Raw genomic sequence first — 16,487 nt, forward strand, 5'->3', positions numbered from 1 at the left:
TTACATACATGAAAAATTGGAAACGCATGCTCTTGTCTCTCACGATTTCGGCGGGATTGCTCGCCACGTCAGTGCCTGCCATGGCAGCGCCGCCGCAGCCGGCTGTGAAAGTGAATAACCAAGTTGTCGAATACTCGCTTGGCACACCGGTTATAGAAAAAGGCACGACGCTTGTTCCGCTTAGAAGCACGCTCCAGGCTTTGGACGTGAAGCTGACGGGAGCTGCAGATGACACCATTACTGCGGTGGTGGACGGTAAGACCATTACCCTGAAAGGCAAACTGAAACGAATCAATGGCGTAACCTATGCACCCATTCGGGTTGTCGGGGACGCAGCCGGCTATGAGGTCAAATGGAATGCAGCAACCCGTACCGTTCTGCTAGTTTCCAAGGCGACGGAAACCGCACAGACCGGCGGCCGCGGGTTTATGTGGGAAGTAGAGAGCAATGGGAATACTGTGTATCTGGTGGGCTCCATGCATATCGCGGATGACAGCTTCTACCCGCTGCGTCCGGAATTTGAGGAAGCCTTTGCCGAAGCAGACTATCTCGGCGTCGAGGTTGATGTCAGCAAAGCAGCTGACGAAGCGCAGCAGCAGCTGATCATGGATATGGGCATGTATAAGGATGGAACAGCGCTCAAGGATCATGTGTCCGGCGAGACGTACGCCAAGCTAGGCAAAATCCTGACGGAGAGCGGCATGAAGCCGAATGCCTTGGATGCATTCAAGCCTTGGGTAGTGGAAACCACGATCAGCAGCTTAAAAGCGGTGAAGGCTGGCTACGAAGCCGCTGCTGGAATCGATCTGTATTTCGTCCAGAAAGCGATCGAGCGCAAAATTCCGGTAATCGAGCTAGAATCCTATGAATTGCAGCTCGGCATGTTTAATGGCTTCTCCAAAGAGCTGCAAGAAAAGAATCTCAACATCGCCTTGGATAATTTCGACGTCTTGGATGACGGTGTGGAGCAATTGGCTGAAATGTGGAAGACGGGTAATGATGAGGCGCTGCTGGAGTTCACCAACAGCATGGCCGTTGATGAGGAATACAACAAAGCGATGCTGATTGACAGAAACATCGGCATGGCCGAGAAAATCGACGGATACCTGAAGAACGGCAAAAAAGAAGAGTACTTCATCGTGGTTGGCGCAGCCCACTATCTGGGTGAGCATGGCATCGTGAAGCTGCTTGAGGATAAAGGCTATACCGTTGATCGTAAATAGATAAAAGCCATTGCTTGCGAATTATGACTCGATTCTAACATTCAAAAAGCGAAAACCTTCCAATGATCGAATGACGAACATTGGAAGGTTTTTTGTTGTTTCCGTATTTTATAAATAACTAGAAGCTGTTCGAACAGTCCTTACAGCAGCAATATGGCAGCGCCGATCATCGGGGTAAGGACCATGCAGGTTTTCAGCCAGACAACGGGTACGCGCTTCGTAAATTTTGCTCCGACGTACGAGCCGGACATCGTCCCGACCACAACGGCGGCGAGCAGTTGAACATCCAGGTATCCGATCGAGAAGTATCCGGCGCCTCCGGCCAGCGCAATCGGCATGATGACCAGCATGGTCGTGCCGGCGGCAAAGCGCATCGACATGCCAAGGACAAGCATGAGCCCGATCTGGATGAACGGAGTGGAGCCGATTCCGAACAAACCCGATAAGGCACCGGTGATCAGTCCGATGAGCAGCGCCTGCAGCCAGTATCGGAAACCCTGGACAACCGGTGGAGCCGAGACCTCGGAAGCCTTGGACCGCCGTGAGACGTACATCATCCTGAACCATAAGGCCAGTCCGGAGGCGAAGAGCATCCCGGATGTCATAAAGCCCAGTTGATCCTCGGGAATCAGCGAGGACCAGCCTGAGCTGACCCACGCCCCTGCCGCACCGGCTAAGCCCACGACGGCACCCGTTCTCAGCACCATATTCCCTTCCCGATAATGGCTGACCGAACCGGAAAGCGACGAGAAGAACATCGCCGCCAGTGCGGTACCCAGCGCGGTATGGATGGGATAACCGAATACAACCGTCAGGATGGAGATGATGAAACCCGATCCGCCTGCGCCCACGAAACCGAGGAGTAGTCCGAGCAGCACCATAACGAGGGCGATCTGGATCAACAACATCAGGCCATCCACCAAACCTGATGGGGCACGCCGATTCCGGCGGGAACCGGCAGGTCCTCTCGAATGCAGCTGTTTTGGTCCAGCACCATGGTAGGGTGCCCGCTCCCATAGACGGGCCAAGCCGGCAACGCACGAATATTCGGCTCTCCGCTTTGTACGAATGCGACCCATGCTTCCCGCATGGCGCGTGCCAGCGCATAGCTCTCGGCGGCTACGGAATAGGGATCCTCATTGGAGTGCCATTCAGCGGGCATCGCATTTCGGTTGAATGCTGCGCCGATGAGACTGCCTTCATACCCGTGTATCGCGCCGAGCGAGCCGCCGCATTGGAGCCGATACATCCATACAGGAGTTCCTGACGATGCCACGGCTTCTGCAAACTGCATCGCTCCGATCGTATAGAGATGTTCGGTCAATGTTTTGCTCCACGCTTCACCCGATGCCATCGATTGCTCATAACAAGCATAAGCATTCCACGCCACAGCGGCATTCTCACCGAAGAAACGTTCGAGCGTCTCGAAAGCCGGGGACTGAAGCGCCGGATCGTTATGGATAAAAATAGCCGCTTCATTCTCATTCGTGCCGATCAGCAGCGGCGGGAGGCCGGCGTTCCCCGCCAGACTCGCCAGTGGATCCAACGGAATGACATGGCCGTCGGCAACCGGGCCGAACATATGCAGGCTGCGCGAGGTGTCGGAGCCGATCACCGACTGCGCTTCGATGATTCTCTCGGCAGGAAGTTCAAGCAGCTGATGCGCCTGTGCTAGCGGTAACCCCAGCTCTTCAAGCAGCCTAAGAGTCGTGACATTGGCGGTTTGGCAATCCCGTATCGACTGCGTTGCGCCGCTTTGGGCAATGGCCCGGTGAAATAAGCCCTGTGCCGCTTCCATCACGTAGAGGGTGGCGGTACATTTGGCCCCGGCAGAATTGCCGATGACGGTTACCCGCGACGGGTCGCCGCCAAAAGCGGTAATATTCAACCGAACCCACCGGAGGGCAGCCGCGATATCAAGCATGCCATGGTTTCCGGAGGTTTCAGACTCGTTGCCGAGCAGGTCTCCCAAATACAAAAAACCTAACGCGCCCAGCCGATAATTGATCGATACGTAGACGATCCCATCCTCTGCTGCGTAACGGAATCCATCGCACTCCGCTCCGTTCCCCGACACGAACCCGCCGCCGTGTATATAAACCATGACCGGTTTTAATTTCTCATTGACGCCCGTTGTCCACACATTTAAGTTTAGGCAATCCTCGGACTGTGCAAGCCCGGGCACGTTCCCGTTCGGCTGATGCTGCTGGGGGGCGATCGGCCCGAATTGCTTGCACGGCCTTACGCCCGTCCAAGCGAGCGGAGGGGCCGGAGGCTTGAATCTGCGATTGCCTACAGGTGCGGCAGCATAGGGGATGCCCCGGAATACATGCACGCCGTTTAAATCGGCGCCTTCCACTGTGCCAGATAATGTTTGCACGATCAAGTTGACCGTCTCCTATCCTTACAAGATGAGATTATTATATCTTGTTTCTATGATGAGCCCTAATATATATTAGATTATATAAATGATAACTGATGAGTTATGTATCAAAGAAAGTTGGAATGAGATGGAACTGTTGCAATTAAAATATTTTCAGACTGCTGCCCGAATGCAGCACATGACGAAAGCAGCCCATAGCCTTCATATATCGCAGCCGGCATTAAGCAAAATGATCGCATCGCTAGAAACCGAGCTGGGAACCAAGCTGTTCGAGCGGGAACGCAAATCCATACGTCTGAACGAGCATGGCAAGCTGTTTCTCCATCAAGTGGATATTGCGCTGCAGGCGCTGGAGGACGGAAAGCTGCAGCTGCAGGATGCCAGTGGCAGCACCTCCGCCGCCATCACGCTCGATGTGCGCGTCTCCTCGCATTTGCTGCCGGATCTATTGGCTGATTTTCGCAAAGAATGCCCGAATGCCGAGTTCCAATTGCAGCAGCATGTTTTGTCATCCGTAGGGATGCCGAGCTTCGATTTATGCCTGTCCGATGGCGCAGAGCCGCCGAAGGGAACGACCTCGGTGTGCTTGCTCGAAGAGGAGATCGTGGTTGCGGTACCCGCCGACCATCCGCTTGCGGATCGAGATCGGGTCAGCTTGCGGGAGCTTAAGGAAGAGAGCTTCATTACGCTGCCTCCGGGCAAATCGCTGCGCGAAACGACCGATGCGTTCTGCCGTCTTGCCGGCTTTACCCCCCGCATCCGATTCGAAAGCGACGACCCCGCCACCGTCCGCGGTCTCATTCGAGCGGGTCAGGGCGTCGCCTTCCTGCCGGTCGTGACATGGGGCGGATCAACCGGGCCCGATGTCGTCCAGCTGAGGCTCGAAGAAAGCTGGTGCAAGCGCTCGATTTCCTTGTCTTGGCCCAAGGACCGATACCTTATGCAGACGGCGGTGCTGTTCCGGGATTTTGCCATTCGGTACTTTGCTCGGCTGGCCGAATCGCACCGGCAGAACATGGCTCGGGGAGGGCTCTAGCCTGTACCGACCTGACCGTCCCCGGCGTGAGATTTTAGTGAATTCGAAAGCGAAAAGGAGCGTCACAAGAAGTGGAAACCAAACAGCCTCCCAGGCTAACCAATGAGGATTACCGATTGCAGCCTCGCGCGCCTGTTCAAGTATTTCACGGCATTCATCCGGGGACGATTCCGCTGCATTGGCATGAATTTTACGAGCTGAGTTATGTAGTTGGGGGAGAAGGGGAGCATAGGCTCAACGGCTCCGCGTATCCGCTGTCTTCCGGAACCCTCTTCCTGCTGACGCCGGCCGACTTCCATGAGCTGGTGTCCGTGGAAGACAAGCCTCTTGAAATATACAATGTCATTTTTACCGAGGCCATGATGGACGATAACCTGTATCACTGGTTGTTCGGAGGCAAGCTGGTGCTGCATGCACAGCTCGAGGAGATGCAGCACCGGCAGATATTCGCCGATTATGAACGGATGAGGGAAGAAACCGGAGCTTCGCGCGAAGGCAGCGAGATCGCGATTCGGGCTACGCTTCAGCGGCTGTTGGTGGATCTGAATCGGGGCAGTACCGCAAACTGCGCTTTGCCCACGAACGGGACCGGGAATCGGCAGCTCAACGTAAACCTGCAAAGGGCCTTGATCTACATTCACCACCACTTCCGGGAAGATTTGAGATTGGAAGATGCGGCCGCACAGGCCCAATACTCGGCTACGTATTTCAGCGAGTGTTTCTCGAAGTCCGTGGGACAGTCTTTTCAGCGTTACCTGCAAAATGTCAGAATGCAATTTGCCGAATCGCTGCTTCGGGTTTCCTCGCTGCCCGTCACCGAAATTTGTTACGCCTCCGGCTTCAATACGTTAGGGCATTTTGAGAGGGTGTTTCGTCAGCGAAAAGGGATGTCCCCCAGGCAGTACCGCCATCATGCAGGGATAGCCGAAGATATGCAGTATTTTTCCTAACGAATGCGCAGTATGGCTGTCACCGTCCGGGATATAATGGCCTCAGTTCGTGAAATCCTTACTTGACTGGAGGTTATGATGATGACAACGCAAGCGCTTTCGAAGCAGGAAGTTGAGTTTTATAAAGAGAACGGGTATTACCTATACCGGAAACCGCTCTTTAGCGCCGAAAAAATGCAGGTACTGACCTCAATCTTTGAAGAACAGCTCGAGGAGAAGGGCAGCAAGCTATCGGACGAACTGGATACCCCGCATTTCCGTGACGAAAGGCTGCTGGATTTCCTATTGGCCGATGAAGTGCTTGATCTGGTCGAACCGATCATCGGGCCGAATATCGGGCTGTGGTCGAGCCATTTTATCTGCAAAGATCCGCATGTCGGACGCGCTACGCCTTGGCATGAGGATTCGGCGTACTGGAACGGAAGATTAAGCAGCTTCGATAAGATTATCACCGTATGGCTGGCGATCGACCGCAGCTGGAAGGAAAATGGATGCATGCGCGTCATTCCGGGCACGCATCATAGCGGGTTCTCGGACTATGAGGAGGTGGACGGGACAAAGAATTTGTTCGACACCCAAATCAAGAGCGGCTCGGTTGATGAGTCTAGGGCAGTTTATTTCGAACTAGAGCCAGGGGAATGCTCGCTTCACGATTCGCGCATCATTCATGGCGCGGCGCCGAATACAAGCCCGTACCGGCGCTGCGGGTACACCATGCGGTATTTCTCGACGGACGCGCTGGTTTATCCGGATAAGAATCCCGGTTTTAAGGTGTGGCTGGCCCGCGGAAAGAACATCGCCGGAACGAAATTCGTCAACGAATAACCCGGATGGGAATAAAGGAGCGTGCATGAATTGAGCATTCAGCTGTATAAGGCCCTGTGGGGCATGGAGGGAAGCTGCAGGGACCAATTGACGAGGGCTGCACAGGCCGGTTACGCGGGAATTGAAGCTCCGCTGCCGCCGGCGAATCTGGAAGCCGAATTTAAGGAGTTGCTGGAGGAATTTCAGCTTCATTACATTGCCCAGGTGACTACATCCGTGCCCCATCAAGAAACCTTTGCCGAGCAGACGCGCCGGGCCGCAGCCTTCGGCCCGAAGCTGATCGTTTCCCATAGCGCCCGGGATGGCATGAAGATCGAGGAGCAATTGCGTTTTTTCGAGGCTGCGCTGAAAATAGAGCAGGAGGTCGGCATCACCATCGGGCACGAAACCCACCGGTCGCGGGCGATGTTCACGCCGTGGACGACGCGCACCTTGCTGGAGGAGTTCCCGGAGCTGAGCATTACGGCCGATTTCAGCCATTGGTGCTGCGTGACCGAGTCCTTGCTGGAGGACTATGCGGAAGACATGGAAGCCGCCATACGGCGGACCGTCCATATTCACGCGCGCGTAGGCTACGCTCAGGGCCCCCAGGTTCCCCATCCCGGGGCGCCTGAATACAGCCGGGAGCTGACAGTCTTTGAAGCCTGGTGGTCACGCATTGTCCAATACCGAAGAGAGCAAGGGTTCAGTCATACCAGCATAACGCCTGAATTTGGCCCGGCCGGGTACATGCACACCCTCCCTTTCACAGGGGCTCCCGTCGCGGATCTCTGGGACGTAAACGAGTGGATGGCCAAACGCATTTCGGAACGGTTGGCGCCATAAATAAGAAACGAGAACAAGCCGGACCATATGAAGGTTCCGGCTTGTTATTCGTTTCTTTGGGAAAGCCATCCCGGTCGAATCACTCATACACCCGCAGCCAGCCTTCCAAGCATGCCCCGGACCACGCACCAGGTCCTCAGGGAGGGACCCGCGCACACGATTACAAAAGAACCATATTGGGATGCTGTTGGAGCCGTCTGAGTCTTCCCGCCTCACCGTACCGCGTTAGAATAAAACGATGCCGGCAGCCCCAGCCATAAGGAGAATCAGCAACGGGTGGAGTTTGTATTTGAGCAGGAGAAATAAACAAGCTCCGCAAATCAGCAGCGTGGGAATGAGTCCTCTTAAAGCCCCGTCGCCCTCATCGGGATAACCAAAATGAATGGCCGCATAGACGATGAGTCCGGTCGTAACCGGACGCAAGCCGTATAACGAAGATTTCACCCATGGATTCCCCCGCATGCGGTAGAAGAAGGCAGAGAGCATCACGATGACGACCAGCGACGGCAGGATGATGCCGACGGTCGAGACGACGGCCCCGGCATAGCCGGCGGTCTGATAGCCGATCAGCGTGGCGGCATTGGTGGCGATCGACCCGGGCGCCATGCCGGCCAGCGCCACGGTCTGCTGGAATTCCGCTGCGGTCAGCAGCCCTTTTTCCGTGATCTCCTTCTGAATGACCGGGATCACCGCATATCCGCCGCCAAAAGACACAAGGCCTACGCCAATGAATATCATGAACAAGTCCCAATACATTTCCTTCGCCCCGATTCGTTTCGCTCAAATGTAATATTCCAATTCCGGGCAGCTATCGGCCGCAGCCTTCTTCTCGGTATCCGCTCGCAGTCCCAGCCGTATTTTGATCTGGATGACGGCCATGCCGCCGAGCAGGCTAAGCGCAATCAGATAGAGGGGATGGACGCCGGTGAACAGCATCACGATTACGGTGGCAAGGGCGGTGATCGTTGTGGTGGCATCAAAGACGGCATATCTAGCCATCCGGTAAGCAGCCACGGCGATCAGCGCGATGATGGCCCCGTGCATACCCTTTAAAGCGGCTTCAACCTTAGGCTGATCCCGAAAAAACACCGCAGCCGTGCTGATCAGGAGCACGATGATAAATGTGGGGCATGTCACGCCCAGCACGGCCGAAACAGCCCCGGCCATGCCGGCTTGGCGGTGCCCGATCATGGCGGCGGCATTCACGCCGACGCCGCCGGGAGCGGAACCGGCAAGCGAGATCAGCTCGCCGATTTCCTCTTCGTTCACCCATTTTTTCTTGCTCACCACTTCGCGCTCAATCATGGGCAACATCGCGTATCCGCCTCCGAAGGTGGAAGGCCCAATGCGAAAGAAGGTCCAGAATAGCCGGGCCAGAAGCGTTATTTGTTCTTTTGCTCGGCTCATGTACGCGTTTAGCTTTTCCATTAGGCGTGGTGGATTCTCGGCATCGGCATCGGCTCCTTGCCAAGCTCGGCCCAGATATATTTAAGCAGCAGCTCCGCCTTCAGCTGCTCATATCCCGGTTCGTCCCACAAATTGTGCAACTCTCCGGGATCTGCTTCAAGGTCAAACAGTTCGCCGTAGGTCTGATTGTAATAAACGGTGATTTTATAACGCTGCTCGATGTACGTTTTTTGATGAATCGTTGAAGGCTCATGCCGGAATTCGCAGATGGCGTGCTGCCTTGCGGTATCGACAGCCCCGAGCCACACGTCCTTTTGGTCGATGCCCGTCATCGCGTGCGGGACCGGTATGCCGCAGAAGGATAGGAAGGTCGGGGCCAGATCGACCAGAGACTGTATCGCATTCGACCTTTTCCCGGCGGGCACACGTCCCGGATAACGCACAATGTACGGAAGCTTGATCAAATCCTCGTAATGGAACCCGCCCTTGGCTTGAAGGCCGTGCTGGCCGAAGAAATGTCCGTGATCGGTGGTGAAGACAACGATCGTATCCTCCGTCAGTCCCAGTTCGTCCAGTCTATCGAGTATTTTGCCGATATATTTATCCATCATGCTGATCATGCCGTAATACACGGCGACCAGCTTTTTCTTGTCGTATTCCGTTAACCTGGATTTCGAGCCGTATTCGTAATAGTGATGGGAACGGTAACCGTGAATGCCGAACCCGGTCTCAGCGAGATGCGAAAAATCGGGCTCCTCTTCCTGCGTCAATCCGAAATGCGGCGGATTGCGGTCATGCTCTCCGGGCGTCAGGGACGGGATCGTGAGTTTCTCCGGATCATACATCGAATCCCAAGGCTCGGGCACCAAATATTCCGGGTGCGGGTCGAAGAAGCTTGCCCACAAAAAGAATGGCTCCTCCGCCTTCTTGTATTGGTCCAAAAGCGAATGGGTCCGCTCGGCGATCCAGGTATTGTAGTGGTATTTTTCCGGGATGGGCCATGTGTAGGTTTGGGTAGGATCCATGGTTCCCGTAGGCGGCAGGAAGTAATCGCGCCAATTGGCGCATCCTTGCTCCTCCAGCCATAGGGCATAATGTTGTCCGACATGGGCCTCGTTCGTATGGTTGCGCGCCAGCTCGACGTGATCGAAGCCGTAAAAAGGACCGTGAAAATTTCGCCAATACGCCAAATCCTGAAGGATCGGGTAAGCTTCGACGGACGGGTAGTCTTCCGTGGATGTTAACGGCTGAAAATGTGCCTTTCCCACCAGCGCGGTCCGGTATCCGGCTTCTTGGAAGCTTTCGCCGACGGTATGGCGGTCTTCCAGCAGCTTTGTCCCCAAGGTCCAGGCTCCGTGCTGACTCGGGTACTGCCCCGTAATGATGGAAGCCCGGCTCGGCGTGCAGGTCGGATTGGGACAGTATGCCCGTTCGAACGTCGTCCCTTGACGCGCGAGGCGGTCCAGGTTCGGCGTAGAGATTTCAGGCTGAAACGCGCCGATCGTATTCCAATGCTGCTGATCGCTAGTGATTAGCAAAATGTTAGGTCTTCTCGACAAGTGTAATCCCCTCCTAGTATGATGATATTGAAAAATAGGGGTTATCAAAATAGCACCGTGTTATATTTTTGTTGTCATTTTGTTATTCTTGATGAAAAAATGAAGGGAAGAGGGGAAGTCGAGTTGCAGGAGTACGAATACGAGTATGCCGAGTTTATCTACTATACGCCGGGATATTTGGATAAAGAGGCACAGATCTGGCCCGTCCGGGCGGGGCGAAGTTTAGCCAAGCCCAATTACAGGGTCGGGCCGAAACGGATCGAGTGTTACAGTCTGCACTTCGTGCATGAGGGAACGGTGCGGCTGGAGTTCGACGGCAAACGAGTGGATCTGCAGAAGAATGATCTGTTCTGCCTGTTTCCGGGCCGGACTTATTACTATCACCTGCTTCCCTCGGATGCACCGCTCCGGATGAGCTGGCTGGCCTTGGACGGAAGCAGGGTAAGGCCGCTGCTCGAGCTGGCCGGCTTAGTGCCGGAAAGCCCGTTCGGCAGACAAATGATCTCCTCCCGGGTCGAAAAGTCCGCCGAATGCGTGATTGATGCCTTGGCCGGCGTCGAGCGCTGGAAGCCGTCGGTATCGCTCGAGCTGCACGGTTTGGTTTATGGTCTGCTCGCCGGCATGGTTCCCGACGCGGCTTCCGCAGAGCCGACGGAGCTTGCGGGATGGATTAACGAGTGTTTGGATTACATGGAATTGCATGCTACCGAGGGGATATCCGTGCAGCAGGTTGCCGAATTCGCGGGTGTGCACCGCTCGTACTTCTCCAATATGTTCACGAGCCAGGTAGGAATGCCCCCGCTGAAATACCTTCAGCGCATCCGAATGGACAAGGCCAAACGGTTACTAACGGAAACGGACGCGACGATTACCGAGATTGCCCTGTCCCTGGGTTATCCCAATTTGTATTCATTCACCCGGGCGTTCAAGATTTATTTCAAGGTGCCTCCCATAACGATGCGTGAAAATCCATGCTGATTTCAGGAAGCGTTATGTACTATTGAAAACGGTTACCGATCCGGTTCCACGGAACCGAAAAAAGGAGACACTCGCCATGAAGCTCTCTACGATTCAAAGATGGCTATCGCCCAGACGAAGCATTCAAGGGAAAATATTCATTGCGTTCAGTGCGGTGACGCTCCTGTCCATCGTCTCCATTACGGTCATCGTGTATATGAGCATGCGCGAGACGATCATGCAAAATGCCGTCACCTCGGTTTCGGACAGCATCCGGCAGGCGGATGAATCGCTGAATATGATGCTGGAGGAAATCGACCGGCTGAACACCGTCGTGGTGACCAACAAAAACACGGTGATCGACACGCTGCTGAGCCCCCATGAAGAGATTAGTTATGAATGGTTTCAGGAACAGAAGCGGATCGACGAGTTTCTCTCCGTCCTGATCGATTACAAGCCCTATATTTCGCGGATTGCGGTGGTCGGTTTGAACGGGAAGGTGTATTTCTCGGGCGGTCCGTGGCTGGACAAGACGGTCTTGGGCAGCCCCATGATGGTTTACATGCTCCACAACGGATCGCGCCATGCGTATTTCAAGCAGTCGGGCGTATCGGATGCCATCACGATCGGCCGTGAGATTCGATATAACCGCGAAACGATCGGAGTGGTCATGGTGGATTTGAATTATGATTTTATCCAAAAAACATACGGCGTGAAGCCGACCACCGACAGCATGATTTATGTGCTGGACAAGCAGGGCGGTTTCGTCTATGAAGCCGAATCGGCGCCGGCCTTTGCCCCTTCGTTCGATAAGATTCTCCGTATCCATCAGGACCTTGCAGGAAATGGGGATGCCATCAAGCAAAGCATAGACGGCAGAGATTACATCGTCGTGAGCCGTCAATCCGGGTATACGGGATGGAGCACCCTGGCTCTGATACCAATGGACTCGCTGCTGAGCGAATCGGCAAGGCTCCGCAAACTGTTGGCGGAGGTATCCATCATCGTGTTTATCGTTGTCCTGATCGCTTCGCTGCAGGTATCTTCCCGAATCACCCTCAACATCCGGCGATTGAAATCCCTGATGATGTTCGTGAAGGAAGGGAATCTGACGTTCCCCAAAAAGGAAATCAAAAGCGAGGACGAGACCGGACAGCTGTACCGTGTCTTCATCAGCATGGTGGAGGATTTGAAGCGGCTGCTGGAAGGGATCCGGGTCAGCGAGAAAGAGAAGCGGGAGGCCGAATTAACGGCGCTTCAGGCGCAGATTCATCCTCATTTTTTATACAATTCGCTGAATACCATCAAGTATTTGGCCAAGATGAACGGCGTGCCGAATATCGAAGAGGTGTCCGGATCGTTGATCGAGCTCATGCGCGGCGTTTTGGGCAATTCGAGCGAGTTTTTGACGGTGCGGGAGGAACTGGATTATGTGGAACGCTATATCTCCATCGTGAAGTACAGGTATATGGAGCCGATCCGGATGGTCACCCAGGTGGAGGACGAAACTTTGCTGGAATGCCGGGTCCTGAAGCTGATGCTGCAGCCCCTTGTGGAAAATGCCATCATTCATGGCATCGGACCGCTGGAGCAGGAGGGACTCGTGCTGATACGCGTATGTGAAGAGGGCAGCGACCTCAAGATTGAAGTGATCGACAATGGCAAGGGGATGACGGCGGGGCAGCAGGCGCAGCTTCTGGGGGAGACGGGCAAGAACGGAAATACATCCCGTTTCAGCGGCATGGGGGTACGCAATGTGCATGAGCGGATCGTTCACATGTACGGAGATGGCTACGGCGTCAAATTGTACAGTGAGCCGGGTTTTTACACGAAGGCCGAGATCCGGCTTCCGAACATAGTGGAGAATAAGGATAAATCCCGACAAGAGGTGATATAAAGCCATGTTTCAAGTGCTGCTTGTTGACGACGAACCGCTGGTGCGGCATGATCTGCGAACGCTATTGGACTGGAATGAGCACGGATTCGAATTATGCGGCCAAGCCCATAACGGTATCATGGCGCTCGCGATGATCGAGCAGTCTCCTCCGCATATCGCGATTATTGACGTGAATATGCCGGAAATGAACGGCGTGGAGCTCAATCGGGCGATTAAGGCGCGGTTTCCGTCCATTCAGACGATCATGCTCAGCAGCTTTGATGATTATGACTACGTGCGGGAGTGCCTGAAGAACGGCTCCATCGATTATTTATTGAAGCATCGGCTGGACGGTGCGACGCTTGCTGCCTTGCTTAACAAAGCGGTCCTTGAATTGCGCCGGGCGGATCGGCTGCTGGAAGAGAGCGAGGCCCGCAAGGTTAAGACCGAGCGGATAAATCCCGTGCACATTCGCGACTACATCGCGCATCTGGTCAGGGGACGGAAGGAGGCAACCCTGGAGGTTGAGGCATTTTCGCGAGAAAACAGCCTGTACACCGGTGCGTCAAGCTATGCGGCCGCGGCCCTGCAGATTGTTCCGTTCCTGCTGCTGACGGAGTCATACAGCGACGTGCAGACGAATCGGCTGGTTCAGCAGGTGGTCGATATGATGCAGCAGAGCCTTGGCGATATCCGTGAGCGGACGGCAGCTTATGTGGAGGATGGACGGTTCATGATCGTGTTTGCGTTTAAGGAACGGAGCGAGCATGCCATAAAGAGCGAAATCGACGGACAGATGAGGAAGCTTCAGCATGCGCTTGAGCTGTTCCTCAATTTAAAATGCGTAAGCGCCGTCGGACATGTGTGCACCAGCCTGACCCAACTCGGAACAAGCTACGGCTCCGCCGAACGGTTACTCGATGCTTCCCGCTCGGAGCCGTCCGGCAGCAGCGCGGCCCCCAGGATGCCGGGCCGGGCCGGCGGGCTTGCCGATGAATACCACCAGCGCGTGTCTCTAACGATCGAGGAACACAAACAGCTGCTGCTTTCGATTGAACGACTGGACATCGAAGGCGTGCACGGTTTAATCGACTCTGTTTTTGCTTCCATCCACCATCTGCCGATCCATTCGCATACGGTCCAGATGATGGTCAGCGAGCTCATGCAAACCGGGGACAAGGCACTGAAAACCTGGCTGCCAGGGACGGAAGACGCCAAGGAAAAGCTCCCTTCCCGAAGCGAGCTCGGAAGGATCGGCAGCGTCGGGGAGCTGGTGCAGTGGCTGCAATCCTTCTATGCAGGCTTGCTCGGACTGCTGAAGCAGCACCGGGCTGGAGGGCCGTATTCCCGGCATGTCACGCAGGCCATACACTTTATTCTGGAGCGGTACCCGGGTTACGTGACGCTGGAGCTTGCCGCGGGCGCCATCGGCCTGAACTCCTCCTATTTGAGCCGAATATTCAAGGAAGAGACGCAGCGGACGTTCTCGGAGTATCTGAATAGGGTTCGGATCGATGCGGGGCGCAAGCTGCTGGAAAGCGGCAAATACTCGATCAAGGAAATCAGCGGACAAGTGGGGTTTACGACCCATAATTATTTTTTCAAAGTATTCAAGGAAATGACGGGCCTGACCCCGCAGGAGTATTTGAACCGCCTGGGAAGAGGATAAGAATAAAACCAAGTATTCGGATCGGCAGGGAAACGAACTCGAAAGCCGCCTTGTTATAAACCGTAAAATATGTGGAGTAAATGGTCAAATTTTTGTAACGGGCCGTCAAGGCGGCTGAATTATAATAATCACACACACCAACGGTAAACGCTTACAAATAAGGTTGGTGAATAAGAAAATATGGGGGTAGCTGATACATGCGTAGACGCTGGGGAAGAAACGCGGTCATCTTCATGATCGTTTCCAGCTTGATGCTGGCCGGATGCAGTTCCGATGGAGGATCGAAGAAGGAAGCCGCACCCGAAGGTGCGGAGAATGTCGTACATACCACGGGGTTTCCGATCGTGGATCAAGCGGTGGAACTGAAAATGTTCACCCGGATTGCACCCGTGAACGGTCCGTTCAAGGAGATGCCGGTATTCCAGGATTACGAGAAATTGAGCAACGTCAAGGTGGAATTCATCGAAGCGCCAACGGACGGCTTCCAGGAGAAGAAAAACCTGCTGTTCGCTTCCAACGAGCTGCCTGACGCCTTGTTCCGTTCCGGGCTCTCGCCGCTTGAAGCCGTTCGCTACGGATCGGCAGGCCAATTGATTCCGCTGGAAGGCCTTATCGACGAATACGCGCCGAATCTGAAGAAATTGATGGAGGAATATCCCGAAATCCGTTCGGGCATCACGACGCCGGAGGGGCACATCTATGCGATTCCCGGCATTGTGACGCTGGGCGCGGCGCGTACGGATAAGAAATGGATCAACCAGATGTGGCTGGAGAAGCTGAATCTGAAGGTGCCGGAAACGACGGACGAACTGTATGAGGTGCTGCTGGCCTTCCGCGACGGAGACCCGAACGGCAACGGGAAGCAGGATGAGCTTCCGATGACGGCACGTGTCGGATTGTCGATTGTGGCCGCGATGAGCGGATCATTCGGACTGGATACGCAGCTCGGGTATAACATCAATATCGAAAATGACAAAGTGAGCATCTGGATGGGCAGCGACAAAAATAAAGAGATGTTGATGTATTTAAACAAGCTATACAAGGAAAAGCTTTTGGACCCTGAGATATTCTCGCACACGGAAGCTCAGTATTTGGCCAAGCAAGGGTCGGGAAATACGGGATTCTTCTTTGACCAGACCAACAATAACTTCTTGTCGATCCAGGATCAGTATACCGGAATCGCGCCGCCGGCAGGCCCGAACGGAGACCGGATGCAAAGCCAGGCCTTGCCGATTGCGCGGGACTTTGGAGCCTTTGCCATTACGTCCATCAACAAGTACCCGGAAGTCACGATGCGCTGGATCGATTATTTTTACAGCGATGAAGGATCTACTCTTCTGCGGTTCGGCAGAGAAGGAGAGCATTACGAACTCAAGGATGGGATCCCGTACTATACAGAGGATTTCCTAAAGGATATTACCAATCAGGCCAAAATCACGCCTTATGCGGGAGGAGGGGCCCCTCACATCATCAGCGAACAGGTTGCTTCGTTCATCAACCCGCCGCAGGTGCAGGAGGCGCAGCAGCAGCTGGATCCGTTCATGCCGAAGGTTCGTTACGCCGCCCCGATGTTTGACGAGCAAACCGCGCAGCAGGTCAACATTCTGCGCAACGACATCGACAAATACTACGAAGAGCAAAGCACGAAATTCATTGCGGGCGCGCTTAGCTTCGACAAGTGGGGAGAATTCCAATCCACGCTCCAAAAGATGAAGATCGGCGAACTGGAGAAATTGTATCAGGATGCTTATGACAAGATGGAGAAATAAAGCTGCCA

Annotated in this window: 14 protein-coding genes; 9 read left to right on the plus strand and 5 right to left on the minus strand. The window is 54.6% G+C overall.

Translation table 11 applies throughout. The features are described 5' to 3' along the window. Positions 1-8: 8 nt before the first annotated feature. On the plus strand, positions 9-1,223 hold the full coding sequence (locus GYMC10_RS03735; protein WP_012818921.1) for a TraB/GumN family protein: 1,215 nt from the start codon (positions 9-11) through the stop codon (positions 1,221-1,223). Between the two features lie 140 nt (positions 1,224-1,363). On the opposite strand, the gene GYMC10_RS03740 is transcribed toward GYMC10_RS03735, so the two are convergent. Both GYMC10_RS03740 and GYMC10_RS03745 read right to left on the minus strand, forming a co-directional pair. After that, positions 1,364-2,131 (minus strand): sulfite exporter TauE/SafE family protein, encoded by a 768-nt coding sequence (locus GYMC10_RS03740; RefSeq protein WP_012818922.1) that lies wholly within the window; start codon positions 2,129-2,131, stop codon positions 1,364-1,366. Continuing rightward, positions 2,131-3,603, minus strand: a complete 1,473-nt coding sequence (locus GYMC10_RS03745) for a carboxylesterase/lipase family protein (protein WP_261979733.1) — start codon at positions 3,601-3,603, stop codon at positions 2,131-2,133. The genes GYMC10_RS03740 and GYMC10_RS03745 overlap by 1 nt, the downstream gene beginning before the upstream one ends. A 130-nt stretch (positions 3,604-3,733) precedes the next feature. Here GYMC10_RS03745 and GYMC10_RS03750 point away from each other — a divergent pair, with 130 nt between their 5' ends. From GYMC10_RS03750 to GYMC10_RS03765, 4 genes are all read left to right on the plus strand, one after another. Continuing rightward, entirely contained in the window at positions 3,734-4,642 is a 909-nt protein-coding gene (locus tag GYMC10_RS03750) for a LysR family transcriptional regulator (protein ID WP_012818924.1), read from the plus strand. A 71-nt stretch (positions 4,643-4,713) separates the two neighbouring features. Further along, positions 4,714-5,592, plus strand: a complete 879-nt coding sequence (locus GYMC10_RS03755; protein WP_012818925.1) for an AraC family transcriptional regulator — start codon at positions 4,714-4,716, stop codon at positions 5,590-5,592. Positions 5,593-5,670: 78 nt separating this feature from the next. Beyond that, positions 5,671-6,417 carry a phytanoyl-CoA dioxygenase family protein gene (locus GYMC10_RS03760; RefSeq protein ID WP_012818926.1) on the plus strand — a complete coding sequence of 249 codons (747 nt, stop codon included), beginning with the start codon at positions 5,671-5,673 and terminating at the stop codon, positions 6,415-6,417. Between the two features lie 21 nt (positions 6,418-6,438). After that, the gene (locus GYMC10_RS03765) at positions 6,439-7,242 is read left to right on the plus strand and encodes a sugar phosphate isomerase/epimerase family protein (RefSeq protein WP_260871498.1); all 804 of its coding nucleotides are present in this window, start codon (positions 6,439-6,441) and stop codon (positions 7,240-7,242) included. A 225-nt stretch (positions 7,243-7,467) separates the two neighbouring features. Here the strand turns inward: GYMC10_RS03765 and GYMC10_RS03770 are convergent, their stop codons facing one another. The 3 genes from GYMC10_RS03770 to GYMC10_RS03780 are packed head-to-tail and all read right to left on the minus strand — an operon-like array spanning position 7,468 to position 10,208. Further along, positions 7,468-7,998, minus strand: coding sequence for a chromate transporter (locus tag GYMC10_RS03770; protein ID WP_012818928.1), 531 nt, complete (start codon positions 7,996-7,998; stop codon positions 7,468-7,470). 24 nt (positions 7,999-8,022) lie between these two features. After that, positions 8,023-8,649, minus strand: coding sequence for a chromate transporter (locus GYMC10_RS03775; RefSeq protein WP_041622093.1), 627 nt, complete (start codon positions 8,647-8,649; stop codon positions 8,023-8,025). A 20-nt stretch (positions 8,650-8,669) separates the two neighbouring features. Beyond that, positions 8,670-10,208, minus strand: a complete 1,539-nt coding sequence (locus tag GYMC10_RS03780) for a sulfatase (protein ID WP_012818930.1) — start codon at positions 10,206-10,208, stop codon at positions 8,670-8,672. A gap of 123 nt (positions 10,209-10,331) precedes the next feature. Here GYMC10_RS03780 and GYMC10_RS03785 point away from each other — a divergent pair, with 123 nt between their 5' ends. The 4 genes from GYMC10_RS03785 to GYMC10_RS03800 all read left to right on the plus strand — a co-directional run bounded on the left by GYMC10_RS03785 (position 10,332) and on the right by GYMC10_RS03800 (position 16,479). After that, entirely contained in the window at positions 10,332-11,186 is an 855-nt protein-coding gene (locus tag GYMC10_RS03785) for an AraC family transcriptional regulator (RefSeq protein ID WP_012818931.1), read from the plus strand. A 76-nt stretch (positions 11,187-11,262) separates the two neighbouring features. Continuing rightward, a complete protein-coding gene (locus GYMC10_RS03790) occupies positions 11,263-13,062 on the plus strand; it encodes a sensor histidine kinase (protein ID WP_012818932.1) in 1,800 nt (599 codons plus the stop codon). A 4-nt stretch (positions 13,063-13,066) separates the two neighbouring features. Beyond that, positions 13,067-14,710 (plus strand): response regulator, encoded by a 1,644-nt coding sequence (locus tag GYMC10_RS03795; RefSeq protein ID WP_012818933.1) that lies wholly within the window; start codon positions 13,067-13,069, stop codon positions 14,708-14,710. Between the two features lie 197 nt (positions 14,711-14,907). After that, positions 14,908-16,479: an extracellular solute-binding protein gene (locus tag GYMC10_RS03800; protein WP_012818934.1), complete on the plus strand. Its 1,572-nt coding sequence runs from the start codon at positions 14,908-14,910 to the stop codon at positions 16,477-16,479. The last annotated feature ends 8 nt before the right edge of the window (positions 16,480-16,487 follow it).

The sequence above is a fragment of the Paenibacillus sp. Y412MC10 genome (assembly GCF_000024685.1).
GTDB classification, from domain to species: domain Bacteria; phylum Bacillota; class Bacilli; order Paenibacillales; family Paenibacillaceae; genus Paenibacillus_AQ; species Paenibacillus_AQ lautus_A.